Here is a 23,086-nt window from a genome sequence, read left to right as displayed (position 1 = left end):
TTCGTCAGTGTAACAGTGAAATGGAGTTTATATGAATCGAAAGATAGTAAGGATTTTTATAGAAGCTGTTCTACGATATAAAGGCAGAATAATATCCATTATGATTACATTCATCATAGCATCACTATTTACCTTTCTTAACCCGATTATAATAAGAAATATTATGGATCAAGGAATGGCAAAGAAGGATTTTAGATATATTTATATGCAGTCAATCTTATTATTGCTAGTATATGTTGGGCAGCAGTTGATCAATCTCTTTCAGGCAAAATTAAGTACTGAAGTGAAAAACCGATTTATCAATGATTTGATGGGAAAGAGTTTTGCAAAGCTTATGAAGCTAAAACTAGAGTATTTTAATAAAAATAATAGTGCGGAAATTGTTAACAGGCTATACCACGATGCAGATAGGACAGGGCAGATTGTAGACCGCAATATCATCAGTATTGTTAGCTATGCAATAGGTATGATAAGTGGTAGCATCGGTCTTATCCTATTAAATTGGAAGTTATCAATATTGGTGTTTCTATTTGTGCCGGTAAAGTTTATGATTGTGTATTTCATGTCACTTAGAAATGAGCAATTAGAAAGAGAAGTTATAGTTAAGTCGTCGGAGTTTAGTGCATGGTTCGGGAATATCGTGAATGGCATCAGAGAAGTGAAGCTATGGAATTTATATCATGCCAAAGGAGAAGAATACAGTAGTCAGCAGCAGAAAATTTTGGGGATTAACAAAAAAAGAGAAATGGTAAATACCTATAATCTCTGTGGAGACAGCTTGGTAAATGCAGTTTTAACGGTGCTTACATATATTGGAGGAGGTTGGTTAGTAAGTAAAGGACGTTTATCGATGGGAGAAGTGGTAGCATTTCTGGTTTATAGTATATCTTTGACGGGGCCAATTACTTCGATTATTAATTTAAGATACTTTGTTTCAGGAATTAAGCCATCAATAGAAAGAATGTTGAATTTTTTTGAACTGGACGAGGAACCTAGTGGACAGGATATCATTGCAAATTGCGATTTTAAAGAGCTTATATTAGAAGATGTTACTTACGCTTACGGAGAAAATAAAGTAATCGATAATTTAAACGTAAAAATAGAGCGGGGAGATAAAATTGCCATCGTTGGTAAAAATGGTGTTGGAAAAACCACACTCATCCAATTATTATTGGGATTCATACAGCCGATTGACGGAACTATCTACATCAACGGGAAAAATATCAGAGACCTTCAATTAAATAACTACAGACAATTATTTAGCTTGGTGAGCCAGAATGTGTATTTATTTAAAGATAGTTTGTTGTGTAATCTTGATTTGAAAAGGGATTGTGACATGGAAGAGATCAAGTCCGTGTGTAATAGAAATGGAATTGATCCTATCATCCATAAACTCCGCTATGATTACGATTCTCTGATTGAGGAGAATGGTGCAAATCTATCCGGAGGAGAGCGACAAAAACTGGCTTTGGTCAGAGCAATAATAAAAAAGGGAGAAATACTTATTTTAGATGAACCTACCTCGAATTATGATGCTGTATCAGCAGATACTTTCATGGATAGGGTTGTGAAAGAATATCAAGATAAAACGATAATCATAATAACACATGACAATAGAGTATTAAATAAAGTTGATAAAATATACAACTTGGAACAAGGGAAGCTAACTGCTGTTTCATAGTCTGTCTAGATAATGTGACAAAATCCTTGTTCAGAAGGAAGGAGGTATACATGTTTTACCTACATACGGTACGATGTAATATCAAGAAAAATAGAATAAAAGGCATCCTTACCATTAGTATATGTATTATTGTACTACTGATGCTGAATTTGTATCTGACTAATTTGGGTAGTAGTAAACAGCAGCTAAAAGAATTGGCGGCTGTCAATTCAGTGTATTGTAGGATTACGAACCTCAATGGAACCATTGAGACAGGACTGGAGATTAAAGAGGATATAGTTGATAAGATACAATCTAGCAGTCAGGTAAAGGATGCGACATTTACGGTTCGATTACTGGCAGGAGAGGGAGAGTTTCCTCTGGAGGACTGGAAAGAGCACTTAACCTTATTCATCACAGGTATCAATAGGATTTCTGCCATTAGTGGACTCTCAGAGGATAAGATACATTGGAAAGGGAAAGCAGAAGAAAAATTCTTTTCCTCCTCTGTACAAGGCTGTCTGGTTAGCGAGTCTACAATGGAAAAATATCAATGGAACCTCGGGGATACTATTTCCCTTAATCTGTATTACCAGTATTATGATGAAAGAAATCAACTCCATTATAAACCATTGGAACTGATGCCTATAGAAATTCTTGGGACATTAGATCCCTTTATTTCGACGACAGAGCAAGTGCCGTCGGATATCCTAATTCCATTTGATACGATAAGAGAATGCTTTTCTAGGAAAAAGTCTCCATTTTATGCAGATTCCTGCTTTTTTTATGTGAATGATCCACTACAACTAAATAAATTTAAGGAGGAAATGAAGTCCATAGGATTATTGCAGAAGTCACCCACAGCCGATTATAATTATCAAGGGATCTCCCTTACTGTACGGGACAGTACCTTTCGAGCCTTAGGTAATCAATTGCTTCAAAGCATAGATACCCTACAAAGCTTTTTACCTCTTATCGGGATTACGATTATTTGCATTGGATATATTGCCAGTTTTCTATTGATCAACACTAGGCAAAGGGAGTTTGCTCTTATGAGAGCCATAGGAGTCGGGAGGGGTATGTGCTTTCGATTGTTTTTGTTGGAACAGCTTCTGTTAATTCTTGTTGGAGAAATCCTTGGCGGAGGGATAACTTTTCTACTCTTTCGAAGTAGCGTGACAGTGGCGATTTCAGGAAGCATCTTTTTCATTAGCTATCTCTTAGGTTGTATGTTTGCCTTATGGAGGATGGGAAGAACCAGCGTAATCAATGCACTCTTTAGTATGGATTAGATTAAGAGGAGAATAAGAATTAGTCAAATCCAATAGAATAGTTACTGAGCAAAATGTGGTGCCAAAGGATTGAACAATGAACCTTTTCAATGAAAAATTCTCAGGTAACACGGAATGGAGATTAAGATGAAAATAATACAGGCAGAAGGTGTTAGCTATTATTATCAGACAAAGTATCAGAAAATAGAGGCATTAAAGGATATTACCTGTTTCTTTGAGACAGGAAAAATGTATGCTATCGTGGGAGAATCCGGTAGCGGAAAAAGTACCTTTCTATCCCTCATTGCAGGTCTGGATCTACCGACCTCTGGTTCTATTACCATAGACGGAAAGGAAATCCGAACCATAAACCGGGATCACTACCGTAGAGACCTGGTGACAGTTGTTTATCAGGCGTTCCATTTATTCCCGCTTTTGACTGCATTGGAAAATGTAATGTTTCCCATGACTTTAAAAGGAATGTCGGTGAAGCAGGCAAGATCACGGGCAAAGGAGTTAGTCAAAAAGGTAGGGCTAGGTGAAAAAACAGAGGAGCAGTTTCCACAGATGATGAGTGGAGGAGAGCAACAACGAGTGGCGATCGCCAGAGCCATGGCATCATATGGAAAAATCTTATTGGCAGATGAGCCTACAGGGAATCTGGATACGCAAAATGAAGAAAATATTGTAAGCCTCTTAAAGAAGATGGCTCATGAGGAACAGTATGCAGTTATTGTTGTGACACATAATCCAGGGGTTGCACAGGAAGCGGATGTAATTCTGCGGATGAAGGATGGATCAATGATTGAAATACGGGAAAATGATGAGAAAAAGATGAGATCAAGAGGATAGTGTTTAACAGGGGAAGAGTAGAAACCAAACAATTGAATAAATGGGGTTCTGGTGCAAAAATAATTTCTGTGATAGCATATACAGTATAATTATGGGAAAGGGGTTACTAAATGTAACAGAATCTATTTAAGTGGAATCACTTTGAATCAGAAATAATATTGTTGTGTGTTCGTTGGTGTTTAATCATCTTTCCTTTATTTTATGCAGCTATAGGGGGTCGTTTTGGTAAAAAAATGAAATAATTTTGCGTAATTATATTATCCAATAATCTCAAGGCATGTTGAGTGTGTTGTCTTGATGTCAAGGGTTGAGAAATAAGTCTAAAAAAAACTGATAAATAAAGGGTTTCCGAGGTTAGAGGGTTTTACTGCCTGATGTCTGGCAGCACCTTCTAACCTCGGGAATCCTTATTTTTATTTATTGAGGAAACAGGTCGACTGTATAAAAGTGCGTGGGGTTGTGTTGACAGATTAGATAACTTCGTGGGGTGTGGAGATAGGATGGATGTGGCTTTCTTGAGAAGTTGTTTAAATTCTAATATCGAGGTGATGTTATGTTAAATAGAATGTTAAAAGCAAGTGCAAGGTATATTTTTACGAAAAATAAAAAAGTAAGCACTACGTATCAATATTGAAATATACGGACAAAAATGAAAAAAGGGGTTGATAATTCAAATTAATAGTGCTATAATTTCCGTATAATATTAAGATAAAAGGTGATTGCAATGCGTGGTGGAAATCGACTCGGTGCAGGAAGGAAGGTTATTCCTGAGTCAGAAAAAAAGAAAAGAAAAAGCGTGTATATTACAGATAAACTTTACACTAGAATTATGGATACTGACATCGAAAATTGCAATAATTTCAGTCAAAAATGTATGGCATTGATTGAATTAGCAATGGAAAATCTAAATAAGAACAATCAAGAGCATAGTGTGAAAAGGAACAATATATTGATGGTGAGAGAACCCAAATCTACATACAACAAAACGAATAATAATTTTGAAAAACAAAACAGTGGAATAAAATTGACATTTATTGATTTATTCGCTGGTATTGGAGGAATTAGATTAGGATTTGAAGACAAATATACGAAATGTGTATTTAGTTCTGAATGGGATAAATATGCAGCTCAAACGTATGAAGCTAATTATGGTGAGAAGCCTCATGGTGATATTACAAAAATCAACGAAAATGATATTCCAGATCACGATGTTTTATTGGCTGGATTTCCTTGTCAGCCGTTTAGCAATATAGGCAAGCGTGAAGGTTTTGCTCATGAAACGCAAGGAACATTATTTTTCGATGTTCTTAGGATCCTAAAGAAAAAGCAACCTAAGATGTTTTTATTAGAAAATGTAAAAGGGCTTTTAACAAATGATAATGGGAATACATTTCGAGTCATTTTAGACAATCTTAAGAGTCTAGGATATTCCGTTTTTTATGAAGTTATGGATGCACAAAATTTTGGGCTTCCACAAAGACGTGAACGTATTGTAATTGTGGGATTTCATCCTGATTTAGGCATTAATGATTTTTCATTTCCTAAAGGTAATCCTGACAATAAGGTTCCAATTAATGCTATTTTAGAGCATAATCCTACAGGGTATTCAATTTCCAAGCGTTTGCAAGAAAGTTACTTATTTAAAAAGGATGATGGGAAGCCACAGATTGTTGATTTTGATAGCACTATACAAGTTAACACTTTAGTAGCTAGTTATCACAAAATTCAGCGTCTTACAGGAACATTTGTAAAAGACGGAGAAACAGGGCTTCGATTATTCAGCGAATTAGAACTGAAACGTTTGATGGGTTTCCCTGATGATTTTAAAGTTCCTGTGTCAAGAACACAAATGTATAGGCAGTTTGGAAATTCTGTTGCTGTTCCCATGATTAAAGCTGTTGCTAAAGCAATGAAAGAGCGACTTTTGTTGGCTGAAATGCAGGATATTGAAAAAATAAAAACTATAGCTTTATAACTAATATAGAGACTAATATCAGCAAGTATAGTTTGCTAGTATTAGTCTTTTGCTTTAATTGTTTGAAAAACCTTTAATCTGTATTTTTTGACCACGCTTTTTGCTTGGATAAGTCCATTTAAAAGGAGTTCCAAATTGTCCTTTTCCACTATATTCTTCGATGTAATGTTTAATATAATCATCACGATTCCAAACAGCAAATTTATTTGTAAATATAATTAAATCTACCATTTGTATCTTGTCATTGACTAAAGAGCTATGTAAACCAAAAATGAAGAATTCAATAAGTTCTCTATTATACAATTTTAAGTTTTCCTCTAAAATTTTATCTGAGTTAGGATGCTCTGCAATTAATTTTTTTTTGCTACCGACTTTTTCAAAATGTATAAGTGCTTGCGATAGTGGGTCGCTTTCTGATAATTTTAATGCAGAAATCAAATCCGAAACACTACCTTCATGTATAGTGACAGTTTTTTCACGAGTGTTTTTTATACTGATATTCCTAATTAATTCTTTTGTATTTGTTTTGATTGTAACTGATACATCTGTTTTCGGTTTTCCCCTATTGGATAATAGAGGAATATCATTTGTAGCGGTAACTTCAAGTATCTTATCAAAGCCTTCCTTTAGATCAATTTTTTCAAGGATCTCTTTGTATATCTTGTATGTTGATGATTTGACGGTTTGTTGAGCGTTTTGATAATCATTCCATAATGCTTTATTTTTCAAATCATTAAGCAGGTTAACAATACTGGTTTCAGCATCATTACCAAGCACATTAGCACGTAAGCCCTGCGCTATGTTTTGGGATGCCTTTTCTACAATTTTTTGTCGCAATTCATTAACGGTTAAAACATCAGTTAAAAAGGAAGTATATGTTGTTCCGTTTATTTTTACGGAGTAGTTTCTTTTCTTTTTCATTTCAGCTGAAGATATAGAATCTGGAACAACAACATAAATATTTTTTACTTTCTCATCGATAAGCCTGATGTTTTGTGCAAAAAATTCTGTACCGTATATACGTTCCCTTATAGAGTTAGTTGATTTTATTAACCATTGTTCATTATCAAAGTCAGTAAATTGAACAAGAAAATCCATTTTAAATTGCTTTTCTTGATTTGGGTAACCTATAGAGTACCCTTCTTTAATTTCTATATTAATCCCTAATTCATTTTTAAGATTATTTAGCATTTCTGATACAAGAATTTTGGCTTGTTTACCAGATTCATTTTTGATTTGATTGTCTTTATTCATAGTTATAACTTTTCCCCCATCTACAAATCCCCTATTTAGTGTTTTGGTGAAAGATACTATTTTCTAACAATTTCCATAATATCAGCAATATCACAGTCAAGAGCCTTACATACTTTTATTAAAATGTCAGTATTAACATTTTCATTTTTACCAAGCTTAGCCATTGAGGCTGTACTAATGCCGGCTGCTTCCCTCAGATCCTTTTTCTTCATGTCTCTATCAATAAGAAGTTTCCATAGTTTTTTATAACTTATGGACATATTATCACCTCGCCTTAGTACCTAGACCAAGTTAATAAATAAAGTTTATCAAAAAATTAGCGAAACAACAATTAAAATTCACAAACACAAAATAAATATCGAGATGACCATAATATATGCTATAATTTACCTATGAACTAATGTTTGAATAGTAAAAATCCTTAAAGATATTAATTTCATATGGGGCGAGGAGGGAGTGCCTTGGCGGGTAATCGTTCTTTTAAAGATTATGTGGCTGATAGATTCTATAATGAGATATTTTCTGCCATACAAACCTATGCAACGGATAATTGTGAAGATTTAGACTTACGGTTATACAGGGTTCGAAACATCGGCGGAATAGAATTGTCAGATGTAGAAGTTAAGTTTGTGTCAGTTAATGACTTACCGGACATGAAAATAGAATTTGATGTTGCTGTTGAAGCTGAATTCGAAGTCCGTGAATCAAATCATCGTTATGATGAATCAGAAAATTGTCGGCAATGGTTTATGCTGGAATGCTCAGGAGATTTGGATTGCAATTTGGATGATTTTTCAATCTCTAGTATAACTGAGTATACTAGCAAAAATAAGCAACCGAAACCTATGTCAGACTCCCTTGTCCCTATCATTCATAAGGAACAACTAGAATCTGTTGCCACAGACTTCCTTAGAAGACATTACCCTGAAGCATTAAAAAACCCAATGGCAGTTGAGCCACAGGTGTTGGCAGAAAAAATGGGCCTTACAGTAGAAATGAGAGAGATTACAAAGGATTTCTCTGTTTTTGGGCAGATATACTTTCACGACTGTGATGCAGAGTTTTATGATGAAGATAGCGATGAAATGGTACAGACCCATGTGAGTGGCCGTACAATAATCGTGGATCCTAAAGCTTACTTCCTTCGTAACCTGGGATCAGTCAATAATACTATTGTGCATGAGTGTGTTCATTGGGATCAACATAGAAAAGCATTTGAATTGGAACGGTTATATAATAGTAGTGCCACACGAATCAAGTGTCAGGTAGTTGGGGGTATAAAAGACAATACCAGAGATGCAACTGACTGGATGGAATGGCAGGCGAATGCCCTCGCTCCAAAGATACAAATGCCACTTGCCATGTTTAAAACCCAAGCGTTCAAATTTATTAAGCAATTCAGTTCAGAACTGGGAACATCTGAACTTATAGATGTAATGGAACCAGTTATTGACGCCTTAGCAACGTTCTTCAGCGTATCTCGGGCAGCAGCTAAAATCCGAATGATTGATGCTGGATATGAGGAAGCAATCGGAACTTTTACTTATATAGATGGTCGCTACGTCAAGCCGCATAGATTTAAGAAGGGTGTGCTTGAAAGAAATCAGACCTTTTCTATAGGTGCATAGGATGCTGCTATCCAAAGCATAACCAATCCAGAAATGTCCGCTTTAGTTAGGGATGGAAGTTATATATATGTGGATTCCCACTTTGTGCTAAATCATCCGAAATATTTAACACAAGATATATTCGGACAAACGGTACTTACAGACTACGCACGAACCCATATGGAAGAGTGCTGCTTGGTTTTCGAGTTATCAGTCAAATCTGGGTGTAGGGAAAGATACTATACTGAATGTTTCCTCAACCGTGATAAGACATCAAATATAGATTTTGATATAAAGTATTGTAATGGTTTTGAGTATGCGGCTCCAGAAAAGAAGGCCCAATTACTAGCCGAAACAATAGCGGAAGAAATGCGAATCTATAATGAATTGCCAAATAGCTATACCAGCTCTCTCAAAATAGTACGTGAGTGGAAAAAAGTAACTTATAAAGAATTAGCAGAGAAAATATTGGTCAACGAGCGTACCATAAGACGAATCGTTAATGGTGAGGAACCGGGATCTATTAATTCCATAGTATTGATTTGCCTTGGACTTCATCTACCGCCAAATATTAGCAGTCATATAATTCGCAACTCACCATTTTCATTGAACTTCAATAACAATAGTCATATTTGGTATAACTTTGCATTGACTCACCTATATGCAAAATCGATGGATGAGATTAGAACGTTTTTACAGGAACATGGCGCAGAGCCATTATAAAATTCAATAATATTTTTGAAAAAGCGGACACAGGATGTCCGCTTTTTAGTTATTAACTAAGTAAGCCATACATGAATCCTTTTAAGGGTTTGTGTATGGCTTTTTTTATTGTTGTTTTTAGGTGTTTTTGTTGGGAAAAGCGTCATTTTGAGCCTGAAATTAACGGGCATGAGGTGTCCGCCAAGGCTGTCCAATTCTCACCTACAATAATGATAGATGAAGGAAAGGTCCTTCGTAGTTAGCAAGAATTAGACCATTCCTCGTCTACAAAAAAATATCAAATGCCTGATTTGCAATAAGGGCAAAGGATACATATTGCTACGTTTCAGTCCGTTTAGGATTGTTATACGTTGCAATAGAAGTACCTTACCTTGTTGCGCTCATTTTCAGGACAAAGGGTCTGTGTACTTCGAGGCACAGACCTATTTTTGTATCCTTTGCCGCCAATGCAGTCCGGCGGAAAGGATGCAAAATGAAAATTAGAATTCAGCACGAAAACAAATCTATCTATCTAGAGGTACCAGACGAGGACTTCACCTTAATGATTGATACAGATTACGAGGACAGGCTATCCTGTGCCGAAGATAAGGAAACCGTGACTCGCCGTTTGCCACAGGAGATTATGGACGAGCGTTTTAACAAGCCCGAGTACAATAACTGGCATAAATTTGATAGACACAGAGGGATGCCAAAGAAACCATTCCGCAAAGATGATGAATCCGAGGATGCAACGGATCATATGGACTATTTCCCTGATAACACCGATGAAGTGACTCGGGAGAAACAAGAAGAGTATGAATATCTCTGTGAAATTATCCGCAAGACCCTCAAGGAAAAACAAGCAGAGTTACTGATTGCTATATTCCTAGATGGTGTTTCTGTAACAGAGTATGCAGAGCGTGAGGGTGTTAGTAAAAGTGCCATTTCACATCGTTTAGATACAGCTAAGAAGAATTTCAAAAAAGTTTTTCCAGAATCCTCAACTTTCCCCTCTTGCCACGGCTAATAGGTAGAGGGCAGCATATAAACGCTCTCGGGAAAGAGGTGAAGAACATGAAACACAACTTGAAAATCAGTGTTTCAAAAACTCCACAGACTGGCGGGATTGTAACTTGCCGTAATGTCACCATAAGGGAGCGTTTCCTTCGTTTCTTACTAGGTGATAAGCAGAAACTGACTATCCTTGTTCCGGGTGACACCGTACAGGAACTCGCCATCAGTGAGATTAAGGAGGGAGGATTAAACCATGAGCAAAATCAAACTACTTCTTGATGTGGTTTCTGATATGCGCTCTTTGGCAGACAGCATACAAGCGGTTGCTGATGCGATGGCGAGCAATGAACCTGTCGAAGCAAAAGAACCGACTACAACTGTAAAAGAGCCTGAATTAAAGAAAAAGGAAATCACTCTAGAGGAAGTAAGAGCAAAACTCGCTGAAAAGAGTCAAGTCGGTCTTACTGCCCAAGTGAGGGAAATTATCCAAAAATACGGTGGCTCTAAATTAAGCGAAGTTGACCCGAAACATTATGCAGATATATTGAAAGATGCGGAGGTACTAGGTAATGAGTGATCACGCAGTACTTTCCGCATCGGGGTCCCATAGGTGGCTTAATTGCCTTCCTTCTGCAAGATTGGAACTGGAATTTGAAAATAGTGAATCCAATGCAGCCGCTGAAGGTACCGCCGCTCATGCTCTCTGTGAACATAAACTTAAAAAAGCACTTCACATGAGAAGTAAACGGCCAGTCTCGGTGTATAACTCTGATGAAATGGAAGAACACAGCGATGCCTATGTGGAATTTGTAATGGAGCAGCTGGAACTGGCAAGGCAAAGCTGTACGGACCCGTTAATACTTATTGAACAACGTCTTGATTTTTCTTGCTATGTACCCCAGGGGTTCGGAACTGGTGATTGCATCATTATTGGCGATAAAAAGCTTCATATTATCGATTTTAAGTATGGCATGGGTGTGTTAGTAGATGCAGTGGAAAACCCGCAGATGAAATTGTATGCCCTTGGTGCTTTAGAAATCTACGATAGCTTGTACGATATCGAGGAGGTTTCCATGACCATCTTCCAACCCCGCAGGGAAAATGTCAGCACATGGACAATCCCGGTAAAGGAATTAAAGGACTGGGCAGAAAATGAACTGAAACCAAAGGCGAAAAAGGCCTATGACGGTGAAGGTGAATATCTGACCGGTGAGTGGTGTACTTTCTGCCGAGCGGCTGTTAAATGCCGTGCAAGAGCAGAAGAAAAGCTGAAATTAGCACAGATGGAATTTAAACTGCCACCCCTGCTTACGGATTCTGAAATTGAGGAAGTTCTCTCTAAATTGTCCGATCTTACAAAGTGGGCAAATGAAATCATTGCTTATGCCACGGATGCTGCTGTTAATCACGGGAAAGAGTGGCACGGTTTTAAGGTAGTCGAGGGCAGGTCTATCCGTAAATATAAGGACGAAGAGGCTGTGGCTGAAGTAGCCAAGGTATAAACTGTCAAGGAAAAATGTATAAAAAGTATTAAATAATTATGTACAACTATTCTCCTTGCTTCATATGATCCTTTAATCTGTATGACTTTCCAGATATAGATATTACATGTGCATGGTGCAATACCCTGTCAAGTATTGCATTGGCTACAACTGCGTCATAGAATACACCATCCCATTCGTTGAAATTCATGTTTGTTGTAAGAATGGTACTTTTTCTCTCATATCTCATATCTATAAGCTGAAAAAACATATTAGAATCTTCTTTATCAATGGGTAAGTAGCCAAGTTCATCAATGATAAGTAGTCTGTAATGGCAGAAGTGTCTGAGTCTTACATCAAGTCTGTTTTCCAGTTTTGCTTTCTTTAGTTGCTGCAATAAATCATGACATTTGATAAAATATGTGCTAGTACGTTTCTTTGCTGCAGCTATTCCTATTGATGTTGCCAGATGAGTCTTTCCAACACCACTTGGACCAAGAAATACTATATTCTCATTTCTTTCAAGAAAACCAAGCGTGCAAAGTTCTTGTATTTCTTGCTGATTTACTGACGGCTGAAAATTGAAATCATAATCTTTCAATTCCTTTACAAAAGGAAATGCTGCTGCTTTAATCATAGATCTAGATGCTTTGGCCTCCTTAAAATCAACTTCGTAATTACTAAGTCTCAGTAGTCCTTCTGTAAACGAAAGATTGTTGGATGTCACAAAATTAGATATTTCATCAAGATGAATTACCATTTGCCCAAGGCCAAGAATCTCCATATTCCTGCATAACTGTTTGTATGTACTGTTATTCATAACTGTATACTTCTCCTATAACCTGTAAGTTTTCTTTTGCCCGCTCATTTATATTTTCTTCCTTAAATGCATGCGATTTTCTTGCTATAGCAGTATAGTGTTCATTAAGGTAATTAAGTTTCTTTTTACTAAGGGTATGGATAGTTATTAATTCTATGTTATAATAAACATGTATGTAACCATCATACACTTGTAAAGTAAGAGTTTTTCCAATGTATTCTGGTGGTACAGAATACTGGCATTCATTATGGTTGAACATGCTGGATGAATTTACTTTTACTTTATGTGGAGTTATTTGATAAGGCTTTCTTATGGTATCGGCTGGTAAGCTTCCTAAGAAAGCTTTTTCCTTGTTGAAATACATTAATGGAATACGACCTGTACCTTGATTTACCTGCATGTTTACTCTGTTATTTATTCGTGTGACCAACTCATTAAGTTCCTTGTAATCAAGTTTTCCATTGTAGGCTCTTATCTCATCAAGTAGTTTCATTGGTGCTTCTACTTTGGCTTTTGTTCTTGGTCTTCCTGCAATACAAGGGTGCACCTTAAAACCATAATCATCCGCAAACTGCTTAAATTTTATATTTATTTTCCCTTCTGTATACTCTGTTCTTGGCTCATCCATAACTGTTTTCATATTATCGGTGACAATCTCACTTGGAACACCTCCAAACGTGTTAAACGCATCATCAAGGAATGAAAATAATATGTCCTGTGTTTTTGATAGAGATACCCTGTATACTCTAAAACGTGAGTATGACAGCAATAATACAAATATGTTTACTTCTATTATTTCACCTGTTGAAAGAGTAAATCGTATAGACTCTTTCCAGTCTAGTTGTGCTTGTTGACCCATTCCTGTTTCATAACGTATGGTTACGTTATTTGCGTTTGAAGGTCTGCTTTTTTTGAAATATGAGTCTAGTTCAGGATATTTTCTTAGATAGTAGCAGAAATTCACATAAGACCCTTCATAAGAATGATTGTCTACTAGGTATTGCCATAAAACTCTTCTGTAATAAAATATCTGCTGGCTGTTATCAGATAGAAGCTCTGCGATAATGTCATAGTAAGCAGTGATACAATTCACGCATTCTCTGGATTTGGCCTTATGAAAGCCATTAATGTATTTATCAACTGTACGCCTATCGACATCAAGTTCCCTTGCGATCTGGCTTTTATTAACCTTCAATGTTGTGTCCTCCATAAATGGTTTTAACTTATAAAGATCCTTGACAGTTTGAATATTTAAATCTGTTATGATACTACTTTTGATAATCATTAGGGTACCTCCTTTTGTACCCTGTAATCATACCATTTGTACATTTTTATTTAATATTATTTGTACATTATTAATTATAACTTTATAATCGAAAACTTAAATAACCGAATCATGGAATTGACGGAGCAGAGCCATATCCTTAGTCAAGTAGTACAAAAGGGATATTTGGACTCTGCTGTTTTTATACAGAAGCAAAATGCGCTTAATGTTGAAATCGAGGAAATAAAGAAAAAGCGTAACAGTCTCCTTGATAACAACGGATTTGAAACAGAAATAGCAGGAACCGAACGACTTCTGGAGATTATAAAATATAATCCTGAAATAATGGATGCATATGATGAGAATCTATTTTTACATACAGTAAGCAAGGTACTCATCGGGAACAGCGGAGAAATAACCTTCCGGCTGATTAATAACCTGGAATTAACCGAGTATGCGGATAAGGGTGGTGGCAAAGCATGATGCAGAGGCATATGCCGATGGGCTACAAAATGGTAAACGGCAATATAGAAATACAGGAAGAACAAGCTGAAATTATTAAAAGAATATTTATGGATTACATCAATGGAAAATCAATGATTGCCATTGCAAAAGAGCTGACTGCAATGAATGTTCTCAATGCCAATAAAAAGCCAAATTGGAATCATGGATCAGTCGGAAAAATACTGCAAAATGTCAAATACCAAGGAGATAACCTTTATCCCAAACTCATAGAAAAAGATATATTTACAAAGACACAGCAGAGAAGGACAGCCAAAGAGGCTGAGCTTGGAAGAACACAGCAGATTTATGCCATGCGAAACCAGACAGTTTTCAGTGGTAAAATCAGATGTGGAGAATGCGGTGAACCTTATAGAAAATATATCGAACATGCAGGAAAGCCATCAGAGAAAATAAAGTGGAAATGTAAAAAATATATTTTTCAAAATGAGGTTTGTTGCAAAAATCAATTTTATACTGATAGCCAACTAATGGACATATTTATAGCTGCCACAAATGAGCTAATAAAGAAGAAGTGGCTACTGGAAAAGGTACCTAAGAAGAAGCCACTGAAAATGACCCTTGAACTCAGGCAGACAGAAAACCGAATAAAAGAACTGGAACAAGAACAACTCTTTTCCTCACTTGAGCTTGCAGAACTGGTTTTCAAGCGGGCAGAGCTTATATATAAAGACTTAAAGATAGATGATCATAAAAGCAATACTGAGAAAATAAAAGAAGCATTAGCCGGTATAGAAAAAATAACCGAATTCGATGAAGAACTGTTTGAAGCCATTATCAAACAAATTACCGTATACCAAGATACCAAAGTAGATGTGGAATATATAAACGGAACAATTATATCAAGGAGTATAGAAAACAGTGGAAAGGATGAAAAGCATGGCAGTGACGAAAAAGACAGTAGCAATAATACCGCCTCAAATAAAATACGACAGGCATGTAAGAGTAGAGCAGAAAAAGCTTAGGGTAGCAGCCTACTGCAGAGTCAGTACCCTGCTTGAACAGCAGGAAGGCAGCTATGAAGCACAGGTGGAATATTATACAGAAAAAATAAACAGCAATCCCAATTGGAAATGTGCCGGAATATTTGCCGATGATGGCAAGAGCGCAACCCAGACAAAAAAGCGTGATGATTTCAATGCAATGATAGAAGCCTGCATGGCCGGAAAGGTAGATCTGTTACTGACAAAGTCAGTCAGCAGATTTGCCAGAAATACAGTAGATGCCCTTCAATACATCCGAAAGCTGAAAGAAAAGAATATCCCCGTAATATTCGAAAAAGAGGGAGTAAATACAATGGAAAGCGGCGGTGAGCTGCTTATCACAATCCTGAGCAGTCAAGCACAGGAGGAAAGCAGGAACATTAGTGAAAACACGAGGTGGGGATTAACAAGACGGTTTGAAAACGGAATCATATCCGTCAATCATACAAAATTTTTAGGGTATACCAAAGACAAAGATGGAAACCTTGTAATAGTTCCAGAAGAAGCCGTTATAGTGAAACGAATTTTCAGAGAATATCTTGAGGGCAAAAGCATAATCCAGATAGCCAAGGGACTAGAAGCAGACAGAATCAAAACAGTAACAGGACTGGAATACTGGCACCCTGGAACAATAGATAAAATGCTCTCCAATGAGAAATTTTGCGGAGATGCCTGTATGCAAAAAACCTACACCATAGACTTTCTTACAAAGAAAAAAGTAAAAAATGATGGGTATGCTCCGCAATACTATATAGAAGATAACCATGAGGCAATTATACCGAAGGAGTTATTCCATCAAGTACAGGTGGAGAAAGCAAGGAGGGCAAGCCTTAATAAAGCCGCAGTAACCAGAAAAGCAAACAAAGTGAAAAAAGAAAAAAGCAAATACAGCTCCAAATATGTACTGACCGAACTTCTGGTATGTGCAGAATGCGGTCATGCTTATCGCAGGCAGACTTGGTCAAAATACGGACAGAAAACAGCAGTATGGCGGTGCGAAGATAGGCTGAAAAGTGGAACAAGCTCCAAATGCAAAAACTCCCCAACCTTGAAGGAAGAGCAGCTCCATGATGCAATAATGAAAGCAATCAACAAAGTAGTAGAAAACAACGGAGACTTTATTGGAACATTTCGTGAGAATGTTATCCGGGTGATAGGAAACTATAGCACTCAAGGGATAGCAACCGAATATGATGACCAAATCGAGGAATTGCAAAAGCAGATGCTGAAGCTCATCGAAGATAACGCAAAACAAGGAGCTGTAAGCGATGATTTTGACAATGCCTATAAACACATATCAGAGCAGATAAACGAACTAAAAAAGGCAAAAATACAGCATGTACAAGCACAGAAAAAGGCAGAGAACTACCAACAGAGAGTGGAGGCACTGGACAAAGCCATAACCACGGTAAACCCACAAGTGCGAGACTTCGACCAAGAGCTTGTGAAAAGGCTGATTAGCTCAATTAAAGTCTCCAAAGGAATGAAAATAGAAATACAGTTTCACTCAGGGATTGTAATGACGGAGGAAGTAGAGTGCTATGAGGATTAAAACTAAAGGCGCAATATGTAAAATTTAATATGAATCACCATTACCGTAACTGCCAGTACAGCAGCTACGGTTTTTCTCTGTTTAGCAGCAAACACTTTTGCTTACAGAAACTGTTTTTAAATCATTATGAATAGAAATTGGAGTGAGAAGATGACAACAGAAGAATTATATGAATTACAGCAAGAAGGAAATCTAGGATATGCCTGTGTATATAAAAAAGAAGATAATTGAATGCACACTGATTATATGTTTCCAATGACTGCAGAGAACATTGCAAACTTTATCGGAAAGAATGCTTATACTGCAGATAAGATTATTATGACAGATATGTGTGACAGGCTGATTTGTGAATCTATATATGGTGGGTTTATAATGACCTGTCCGAATCAGAAACTGTGCAGAGATATTATTTCTCATTTATTGCCTATACAGCAGGGAGAGAAAGAACCAAAGGACTTCCCCATTGCAACCAGAGAAGAAATGGAGGCATTATGGCATTCAGAAGAAGATGCAGTAATGCAGGCTGAGTTTCGGATGTTGTAATTGTAAAAGCTCAATTGGTTGAGGGCGTTGTTAATTTCATTCAATTGAGGAACGTTAACAATTTCATCATTACTTTCAAGATTGATAATTAAAATACTGTTTGGGAAAATCAAATAGTTTACTTTTTGGTAAAAGAAAGCTTATATGTCATAATATTAATATTATGCTTATTGTAACTGCAGAGGTTGAGGTTTTATATATGTAACTGACAGAACGTGAATAATAAATTGAGAAGTTTGATAGGAAATGGGAATCTTGGATAGCCGATGTTTATAAAAAAGGTTTTCAAGGAATGCTCACTGACTATATTTTTCCAGTGACAGCATAGAACATTGACACTACCAAGAGTAAAAGGCGAGTAATAATAAATTGGATTAATAGTTGCAAAATAGAAAAATTCTAATCAAGCTTTCTGATAAAGGTTTGCTTTACTTCGTGTGACAGTTCTGTATCTTGCGAATACTCAAACTGAGATGGGATTTATGGTTATGTCATTCTTTTCTTAATCAACGGGTTTCAGTGTCCATATAAAGCCTATATGCTTTCTGATTTCACTGAAATTATAACATAAAATCATCCTTGAATTGTAAGTTTTTGATTTCGTTCATCTGGCTTTGACTTACATACTATAATACTTTGCTTGATTTTCAGTGGGCATTATGTATACAAACAAAAACACATCGACATAAAATACATATTTCCACAGAAATTCTTATATTTTTAGTAACAATAATTGAAAAAAATATTAAATTTTGCAACATAACTAAAGTATAAGCCGATTATGGGAAAATACTAGAAATTGACAATTGTATGTAATACATATAAACTTATGCATAATGACATAAATAATACATTTAATACAGTTTGTGTAAATAAATAGTATTAGGTATTAGTATTTTAGTCTAATATAACGCTATCAGTCGTAAATTCTAGAAAACAAATGCTTTGCTTTTTGGGAAACGGCATAATAAAAAAGTATAGTATTAATTATAATTTGCTATTGATAAATGGTTTAAATGTGTATGCCAAGGGGGAATTTTTACGAAAGACATAATTTTTATTAATCCACCATCTTTGGATATAAAAAATCGATTTATACAGTCTTCATTATATGCAACACCGCCTTTGGGCTTGGGATATTTAGCATCAGTACTCAGACAAAATGGGTATGAGGTATCCATAATAGATATGGGACCCGAGAATCTGACATTTGATGATATAATCCAGACAATAAAAGATGAAAACTGCCCTGTTGTAGGTATAAGCTCCTTTATAGCAAGCCATGTAAATGGTATGAAGTTGGCAAAGGAAATTAAAGAATCTTTACCAGAAATAACAGTAGTTGTCGGAGGACCACAGGCTTCTTTTATTGCAAGGGATGTAATAATGCAAGGGTATGTTGATATAGTATGTAGATTTGAAAGTGAAATAACATTTTTGGAATTGATGGATGCAATTCATCAGCATAAAGATTTACAGAATATATTGGGTATAACTTATGCTGACCACGGTAACATTATTGAAAATTCTCAAAGACCGCTTATTGATGATTTAGATTCAATACCTTTTCCGGCATGGGATTTGTACAAGTTAGACAACTATAATAAGCCGGGTATTGTTATAACTGGAAGAGGGTGTCCATATCAGTGTATATTTTGTGCGGCTAACGCACTTTCAGGTACCAAATACAGACGTAGGACAGTCAATAATATTATAAGTGAAATTAAATTACTCTATTTTAGGTATGGCATAAAAGAAATACTTTTTGCAGATGACACATTTACTGCTGACAAACAACATTGTATTGATTTATGTAAAAATATAACGTCAGAAAATTTGAAAATTTCTTGGATCGCTCAGGCAAGAGCAAATACAGTAGATGAAGAAATAGCAATGGAAATGGCAAAAGCAGGTTGTACATATGTTCAGATAGGTGCAGAGTCTGGAGATGATGGTGTACTAAAAGCCATAAAGAAAAATATAACAACTGAGGATATTGAAAGGGCTATAAAAATATTCAATAAGTATGGTATCTCTGTTGTTTGTTCATTTATTATTGGATATCCTTATGATACAAAAGAAACTATTGAAAAAACGATAGAGTTTGCGATTAAAATCCATAAAATGAATTCAAGTCTTGTAAAGTGTAAATTTTCAATACTTACACCACTTCCAGGTACTTTTTTATATGAAAACAGAGATTCTTTGAATATCAATATTTTAACTGATAATTGGGAGGAGTACACCTTCTCCAATTCAATTATGGAAACAAAAAATCTTAGTTCAAAGGATATACAGGAGTTTTATTCAAATGCAATATTAAGATATTTATGCTGTCTATAACTGATCACGAGGTCGAACAGTGGCTAAAGTCACTGATACAATAATAATAATAAAAGACAGGAGGGATTGACATGTTTGAACCAGAGTACATGGAAGTAGAAGCATCATGTTCTGATTGTTTAAATTGTGCTGTTTGCGTTACATTTCCAGGACTTGACGCTGAGCTAGCAGGAACATTAATGTTGGCTCAACTAGGTTAATGCTATCTAAATTGTTACGACAACATACTACATAGCTAAACTTATGGGGCTTGTTGTAACAAAAACTTTAGTGTTGAAGTTGACACTTGTTAGCCTGTAGGGTTTATATTGCTACGGCAAACATGCTACTTAAATATAAATTGTATAGTTTGCCGTAACATAAGACCCTATGCAACTCAAACCATATTAAAATTAATGATATAGTACCTGCCTTGGCAAACTGACGAAGAAAACTACTAAAAACAAAGAAAATTGTCAAGTACTCAATATATTCATCAGAGGAGTGTTCAATATATGAAAAACGAAATTAACTACAAGGAATATTATGAAGAAATAAAAAATCAGTATCCAGTAATTAATGAAGGAGTCAGGTTACATTTTTGGCCAGATAAAACTTGTGTAAGTGCAAGAGCTCCGGATCATAAATCAAAGATACGTCTATATAACAGTAGCACAATAACTGTTAACTCTAATGCTATAAAACTGTTGGAATTGTGTGATGGAATAAGGACGACTCAGCAAATAGTTGATAATATTAGAAATATGGATGGAATTAATGATAATTCACTTGAGGAGAAGATAACTAAATTTTTATATAATGCAAGTAACGAGTACTCGCATATATCATTTCTTCCAGCTAGAGCTAAAGAGAGAGTTGATTTGGTAAGTACAGGCAGTAAGGAACACTATTTTCCAACTCATTTTGTACTTGAGCCAACTAATAGTTGTAATCTTAAGTGTAAACATTGTTACAGATTAAACGGACAATATGAAAAACAGGAACTTTCATTAGACGAAATTAAAGATGTTATTGACCAGATGAACAACTTGGGTGCATTTGTAGTTGAAGTTACAGGTGGGGAATGTACTTTACATAAAAATTTTACGGAAATTATTGAATATGCATATCCTAGAATGAATGTTCTTGGTGTGCTTACTAATGGAATGAATATTAATGAGGAGATGGTTGAAAAACTAAATCCATACAAAGATAAGCTATTATGGAGTATTAGCTTGGATAGTTGTGATGAGCAATACCATGACAGTTTCAGAGGAATAAAAGGAGCTTTTAATAAAACGTGTGAGGGGATTCGGCTATTGGCTAAGAATGATCATTGTGTGAGGGTGTCAATGTCAATAACATCAGACAATATTGACCATATAAAAGATACTATAGACTTTGCCCATAATGATCTTAAAGTATTAACCTTTGGGTATAGTTCTATCTTACCCTTTGGAAGAGGTGCCGACCTTAACAATATAGGATTTTCATATGAAGAAATTCTAAAGATAATAGATGTTAGGAAATACGCAGAAAAATATCCTGGTTTTGTAAATTTTTACGAAGAAGGCAAATTAAAAAATACTTTAGAACATTCTAAAAACTGCGGAGTTGGCTGGAGAAGCATAGTTATCGGTCCGAATGGCAATGTCAGACCTTGTGTTATGATTGATGAAGAAATGATTAATTTTGGCAACATCAGAGATGAAAGAATAGAAGATATAGTGAAGAAGGAAATAGTAAAGAAATTGCGTAATATCGAAATGCCTACGGAGAAATCATGTGATTCATGTACAAGGGTAAGTTACTGTAAAGGGTGTATCCATCGAGCAATGGGAGCTAACATGGAGAGATTAGATAAGGGAGAAAATCAGTGCGCTTGGGCAGAGAAGAACAATGTTTTAGATTATATTAAAAATATCCATACGAATTCATGTGCTAATAAATCTTGTGGGTTATAATTGTATTAAGAATTGTTATATGGAAGGAAATTAGTGATAAATGATTAATGATTTTAGTTCTTGGCCATATGATTATTTGAATGTAAAAGAAGCATGGATGAAAGTAAATAAAAATAATCTTAAAAACTTAAAAATGGCATATATTGATACAGGTTATGATAGTGAAAAAGCACTAAGCAAAGGTGCAAATGTTGAAATTGTTAATTTATGCGATAATGATATATGTATGGATTCTTTAGGGCATGGAACAGCTTTCGCAAATATCTTTATAAAATATGCATATCTAGACGATACTGTGGGTCCTAAAATTATTTCAATCAAGTCAAGCAATAATGCGCAAGTACTTGTAAGTAAAGTAGAAGAGGGAATCTCCAGAGCTTTGGAAATGAATGTTGATATACTGGCAATTAATTTGTGCAATACATGTTTTAATTCACGGATCGCTCATCAACTATATAAAGCAGCAAAATCCGGAATTATAACTGTAGTTCCTTCTGGAAACTTGATAACAAATGAATACACTTTTCCGGCCTCATTAAATACAGTAATTGCATGCACTTCTGTAGAACCTAGCGGTAATATTTCAGATTTTGCCAATATTAATGAATATATTGATGTCGGCTGTCCAGAAGAAAATTTATTTAAAAATATCTCTGGAATAGACTATAATCAAATGCAGCAATTATTAAATAAGATGAATAATAATGATTCAAGTAAAGCAAAAAAGGAAAGCGCCTTTTTCAATGGTAATTTTTTTGGAACTTCATTCTCGACACCCATTTTAACAGCTTTAATAACTTTAATGAAGTCTGTTAATCCAAAATTGAATATATTCATGGTAAAAAATATTCTGAAGAGTTTATCAAATGAAGAAACAATATTATCTGATGGAAAATCGATGAAGATTAAAAAAGTTAATTTTTTAGAAGCTATTGATTCAGCTATAAACTTCCATTCAAGTGTTTCTGATTATTATGATGAGCAGTATTTTTTTCAAGTAACATATAAAAAGGATTCAGAAGAGTATGTTGTTATTGCTGAAGTGTATAATCTTGAGGGAAAAAAAGTGGATATAATAAATAAGGAGTTTGAACTGATTGTTTTTCCATATAACAGGCAGAATACCAAAGAAGGTGTCAATATTGTTAAGAAGTTAAATATATTATCTAAAGATGGAATAATTAAATGGAATTTTAATCACTTACAACAAGGAAAATATTTTTTGAGAATAAAAGACAAAGACAATATTATATTAGAATCACTGAGTGTTATTAAAAAGTAAAAAGGTGGTTTATAATGT

General features: G+C 35.4%; 20 protein-coding genes and 1 pseudogene. 17 read left to right on the top strand and 4 right to left on the bottom strand.

Annotated features, from left to right (window positions below; genetic code table 11):
* Window positions 1-31: 31 nt before the first annotated feature.
* The 4 genes from EHE19_RS16415 (at window position 32) to EHE19_RS16400 (ending at window position 5,758) form a co-directional block, all read left to right on the top strand.
* On the top strand, window positions 32-1,681 hold the full coding sequence (locus EHE19_RS16415; protein ID WP_137699182.1) for an ABC transporter ATP-binding protein: 1,650 nt from the start codon (window positions 32-34) through the stop codon (window positions 1,679-1,681).
* A 50-nt stretch (window positions 1,682-1,731) separates the two neighbouring features.
* Window positions 1,732-2,952 (top strand): ABC transporter permease, encoded by a 1,221-nt coding sequence (locus EHE19_RS16410; protein WP_137699181.1) that lies wholly within the window; start codon window positions 1,732-1,734, stop codon window positions 2,950-2,952.
* A 126-nt stretch (window positions 2,953-3,078) separates the two neighbouring features.
* Window positions 3,079-3,783, top strand: coding sequence for an ABC transporter ATP-binding protein (locus tag EHE19_RS16405; RefSeq protein ID WP_137699180.1), 705 nt, complete (start codon window positions 3,079-3,081; stop codon window positions 3,781-3,783).
* A 724-nt stretch (window positions 3,784-4,507) separates the two neighbouring features.
* On the top strand, window positions 4,508-5,758 hold the full coding sequence (locus tag EHE19_RS16400) for a DNA cytosine methyltransferase (protein WP_015926229.1): 1,251 nt from the start codon (window positions 4,508-4,510) through the stop codon (window positions 5,756-5,758).
* 54 nt (window positions 5,759-5,812) lie between these two features.
* On the opposite strand, the gene EHE19_RS16395 is transcribed toward EHE19_RS16400, so the two are convergent.
* Window positions 5,813-7,012 carry an MspI family type II restriction endonuclease gene (locus EHE19_RS16395; protein WP_137699179.1) on the bottom strand — a complete coding sequence of 400 codons (1,200 nt, stop codon included), beginning with the start codon at window positions 7,010-7,012 and terminating at the stop codon, window positions 5,813-5,815.
* A gap of 56 nt (window positions 7,013-7,068) precedes the next feature.
* Window positions 7,069-7,272 (bottom strand): helix-turn-helix domain-containing protein, encoded by a 204-nt coding sequence (locus tag EHE19_RS16390; RefSeq protein ID WP_012103012.1) that lies wholly within the window; start codon window positions 7,270-7,272, stop codon window positions 7,069-7,071.
* Window positions 7,273-7,473: 201 nt separating this feature from the next.
* Here EHE19_RS16390 and EHE19_RS19860 point away from each other — a divergent pair, with 201 nt between their 5' ends.
* From EHE19_RS19860 to EHE19_RS16370, 5 genes and pseudogenes are all read left to right on the top strand, one after another.
* Window positions 7,474-8,640 carry an ImmA/IrrE family metallo-endopeptidase gene (locus tag EHE19_RS19860; protein ID WP_244648268.1) on the top strand — a complete coding sequence of 389 codons (1,167 nt, stop codon included), beginning with the start codon at window positions 7,474-7,476 and terminating at the stop codon, window positions 8,638-8,640.
* A gap of 69 nt (window positions 8,641-8,709) precedes the next feature.
* Window positions 8,710-9,342, top strand: coding sequence for a helix-turn-helix domain-containing protein (locus EHE19_RS19855; protein ID WP_244648267.1), 633 nt, complete (start codon window positions 8,710-8,712; stop codon window positions 9,340-9,342).
* A gap of 472 nt (window positions 9,343-9,814) precedes the next feature.
* Entirely contained in the window at window positions 9,815-10,348 is a 534-nt protein-coding gene (locus EHE19_RS16380; RefSeq protein ID WP_244648266.1) for an ECF-type sigma factor, read from the top strand.
* Window positions 10,349-10,588: 240 nt separating this feature from the next.
* Window positions 10,589-10,912, top strand: coding sequence for an rRNA biogenesis protein rrp5 (locus EHE19_RS16375; protein ID WP_137699177.1), 324 nt, complete (start codon window positions 10,589-10,591; stop codon window positions 10,910-10,912).
* A pseudogene (locus EHE19_RS16370) lies at window positions 10,905-11,831 on the top strand (DUF2800 domain-containing protein); the annotation flags it as partial. The gene EHE19_RS16375 and the pseudogene EHE19_RS16370, both read left to right, overlap by 8 nt.
* A 52-nt stretch (window positions 11,832-11,883) precedes the next feature.
* On the opposite strand, the gene istB reads toward EHE19_RS16370, so the two are convergent.
* Window positions 11,884-12,636 (bottom strand): IS21-like element helper ATPase IstB, encoded by a 753-nt coding sequence (gene istB / locus EHE19_RS16365; RefSeq protein ID WP_190530324.1) that lies wholly within the window; start codon window positions 12,634-12,636, stop codon window positions 11,884-11,886.
* Window positions 12,629-13,921 (bottom strand): IS21 family transposase, encoded by a 1,293-nt coding sequence (gene istA, locus EHE19_RS16360; protein ID WP_190530366.1) that lies wholly within the window; start codon window positions 13,919-13,921, stop codon window positions 12,629-12,631. The genes istB and istA overlap by 8 nt, the downstream gene beginning before the upstream one ends.
* Before the next feature lie 111 nt (window positions 13,922-14,032).
* Between istA and EHE19_RS16355 the strand changes: the two genes are divergently transcribed.
* From EHE19_RS16355 to EHE19_RS16325, 8 genes are all read left to right on the top strand, one after another.
* Window positions 14,033-14,383, top strand: a complete 351-nt coding sequence (locus tag EHE19_RS16355) for a hypothetical protein (protein ID WP_190530364.1) — start codon at window positions 14,033-14,035, stop codon at window positions 14,381-14,383.
* Complete coding sequence (locus EHE19_RS16350; protein WP_137699202.1) at window positions 14,380-15,387, top strand: recombinase family protein; 1,008 nt, start codon at window positions 14,380-14,382, stop codon at window positions 15,385-15,387. Before EHE19_RS16355 ends, EHE19_RS16350 begins: the two co-directional genes overlap by 4 nt.
* Window positions 15,293-16,957 carry a recombinase family protein gene (locus tag EHE19_RS16345; RefSeq protein WP_342343350.1) on the top strand — a complete coding sequence of 555 codons (1,665 nt, stop codon included), beginning with the start codon at window positions 15,293-15,295 and terminating at the stop codon, window positions 16,955-16,957. Before EHE19_RS16350 ends, EHE19_RS16345 begins: the two co-directional genes overlap by 95 nt.
* 231 nt (window positions 16,958-17,188) lie before the next feature.
* Window positions 17,189-17,500, top strand: a complete 312-nt coding sequence (locus EHE19_RS16340) for a resolvase (protein WP_244648265.1) — start codon at window positions 17,189-17,191, stop codon at window positions 17,498-17,500.
* 1,074 nt (window positions 17,501-18,574) lie between these two features.
* Window positions 18,575-19,843, top strand: a complete 1,269-nt coding sequence (locus EHE19_RS16335) for a B12-binding domain-containing radical SAM protein (RefSeq protein WP_137699200.1) — start codon at window positions 18,575-18,577, stop codon at window positions 19,841-19,843.
* A gap of 71 nt (window positions 19,844-19,914) precedes the next feature.
* Window positions 19,915-20,043 carry a hypothetical protein gene (locus tag EHE19_RS20005; protein WP_280513952.1) on the top strand — a complete coding sequence of 43 codons (129 nt, stop codon included), beginning with the start codon at window positions 19,915-19,917 and terminating at the stop codon, window positions 20,041-20,043.
* Between the two features lie 294 nt (window positions 20,044-20,337).
* The gene (locus EHE19_RS16330; RefSeq protein ID WP_137699199.1) at window positions 20,338-21,786 is read left to right on the top strand and encodes a radical SAM/SPASM domain-containing protein; all 1,449 of its coding nucleotides are present in this window, start codon (window positions 20,338-20,340) and stop codon (window positions 21,784-21,786) included.
* Between the two features lie 40 nt (window positions 21,787-21,826).
* Window positions 21,827-23,068 (top strand): S8 family peptidase, encoded by a 1,242-nt coding sequence (locus EHE19_RS16325; RefSeq protein ID WP_137699198.1) that lies wholly within the window; start codon window positions 21,827-21,829, stop codon window positions 23,066-23,068.
* Window positions 23,069-23,086: the final 18 nt, after the last annotated feature.

This window comes from Ruminiclostridium herbifermentans (assembly GCF_005473905.2).
GTDB classification, from domain to species: Bacteria; Bacillota; Clostridia; order Acetivibrionales; family DSM-1351; genus Ruminiclostridium; species Ruminiclostridium herbifermentans.
Note: the sequence above shows the minus strand (reverse complement) of the source record. Positions and strands in the feature narration are given on the sequence as shown.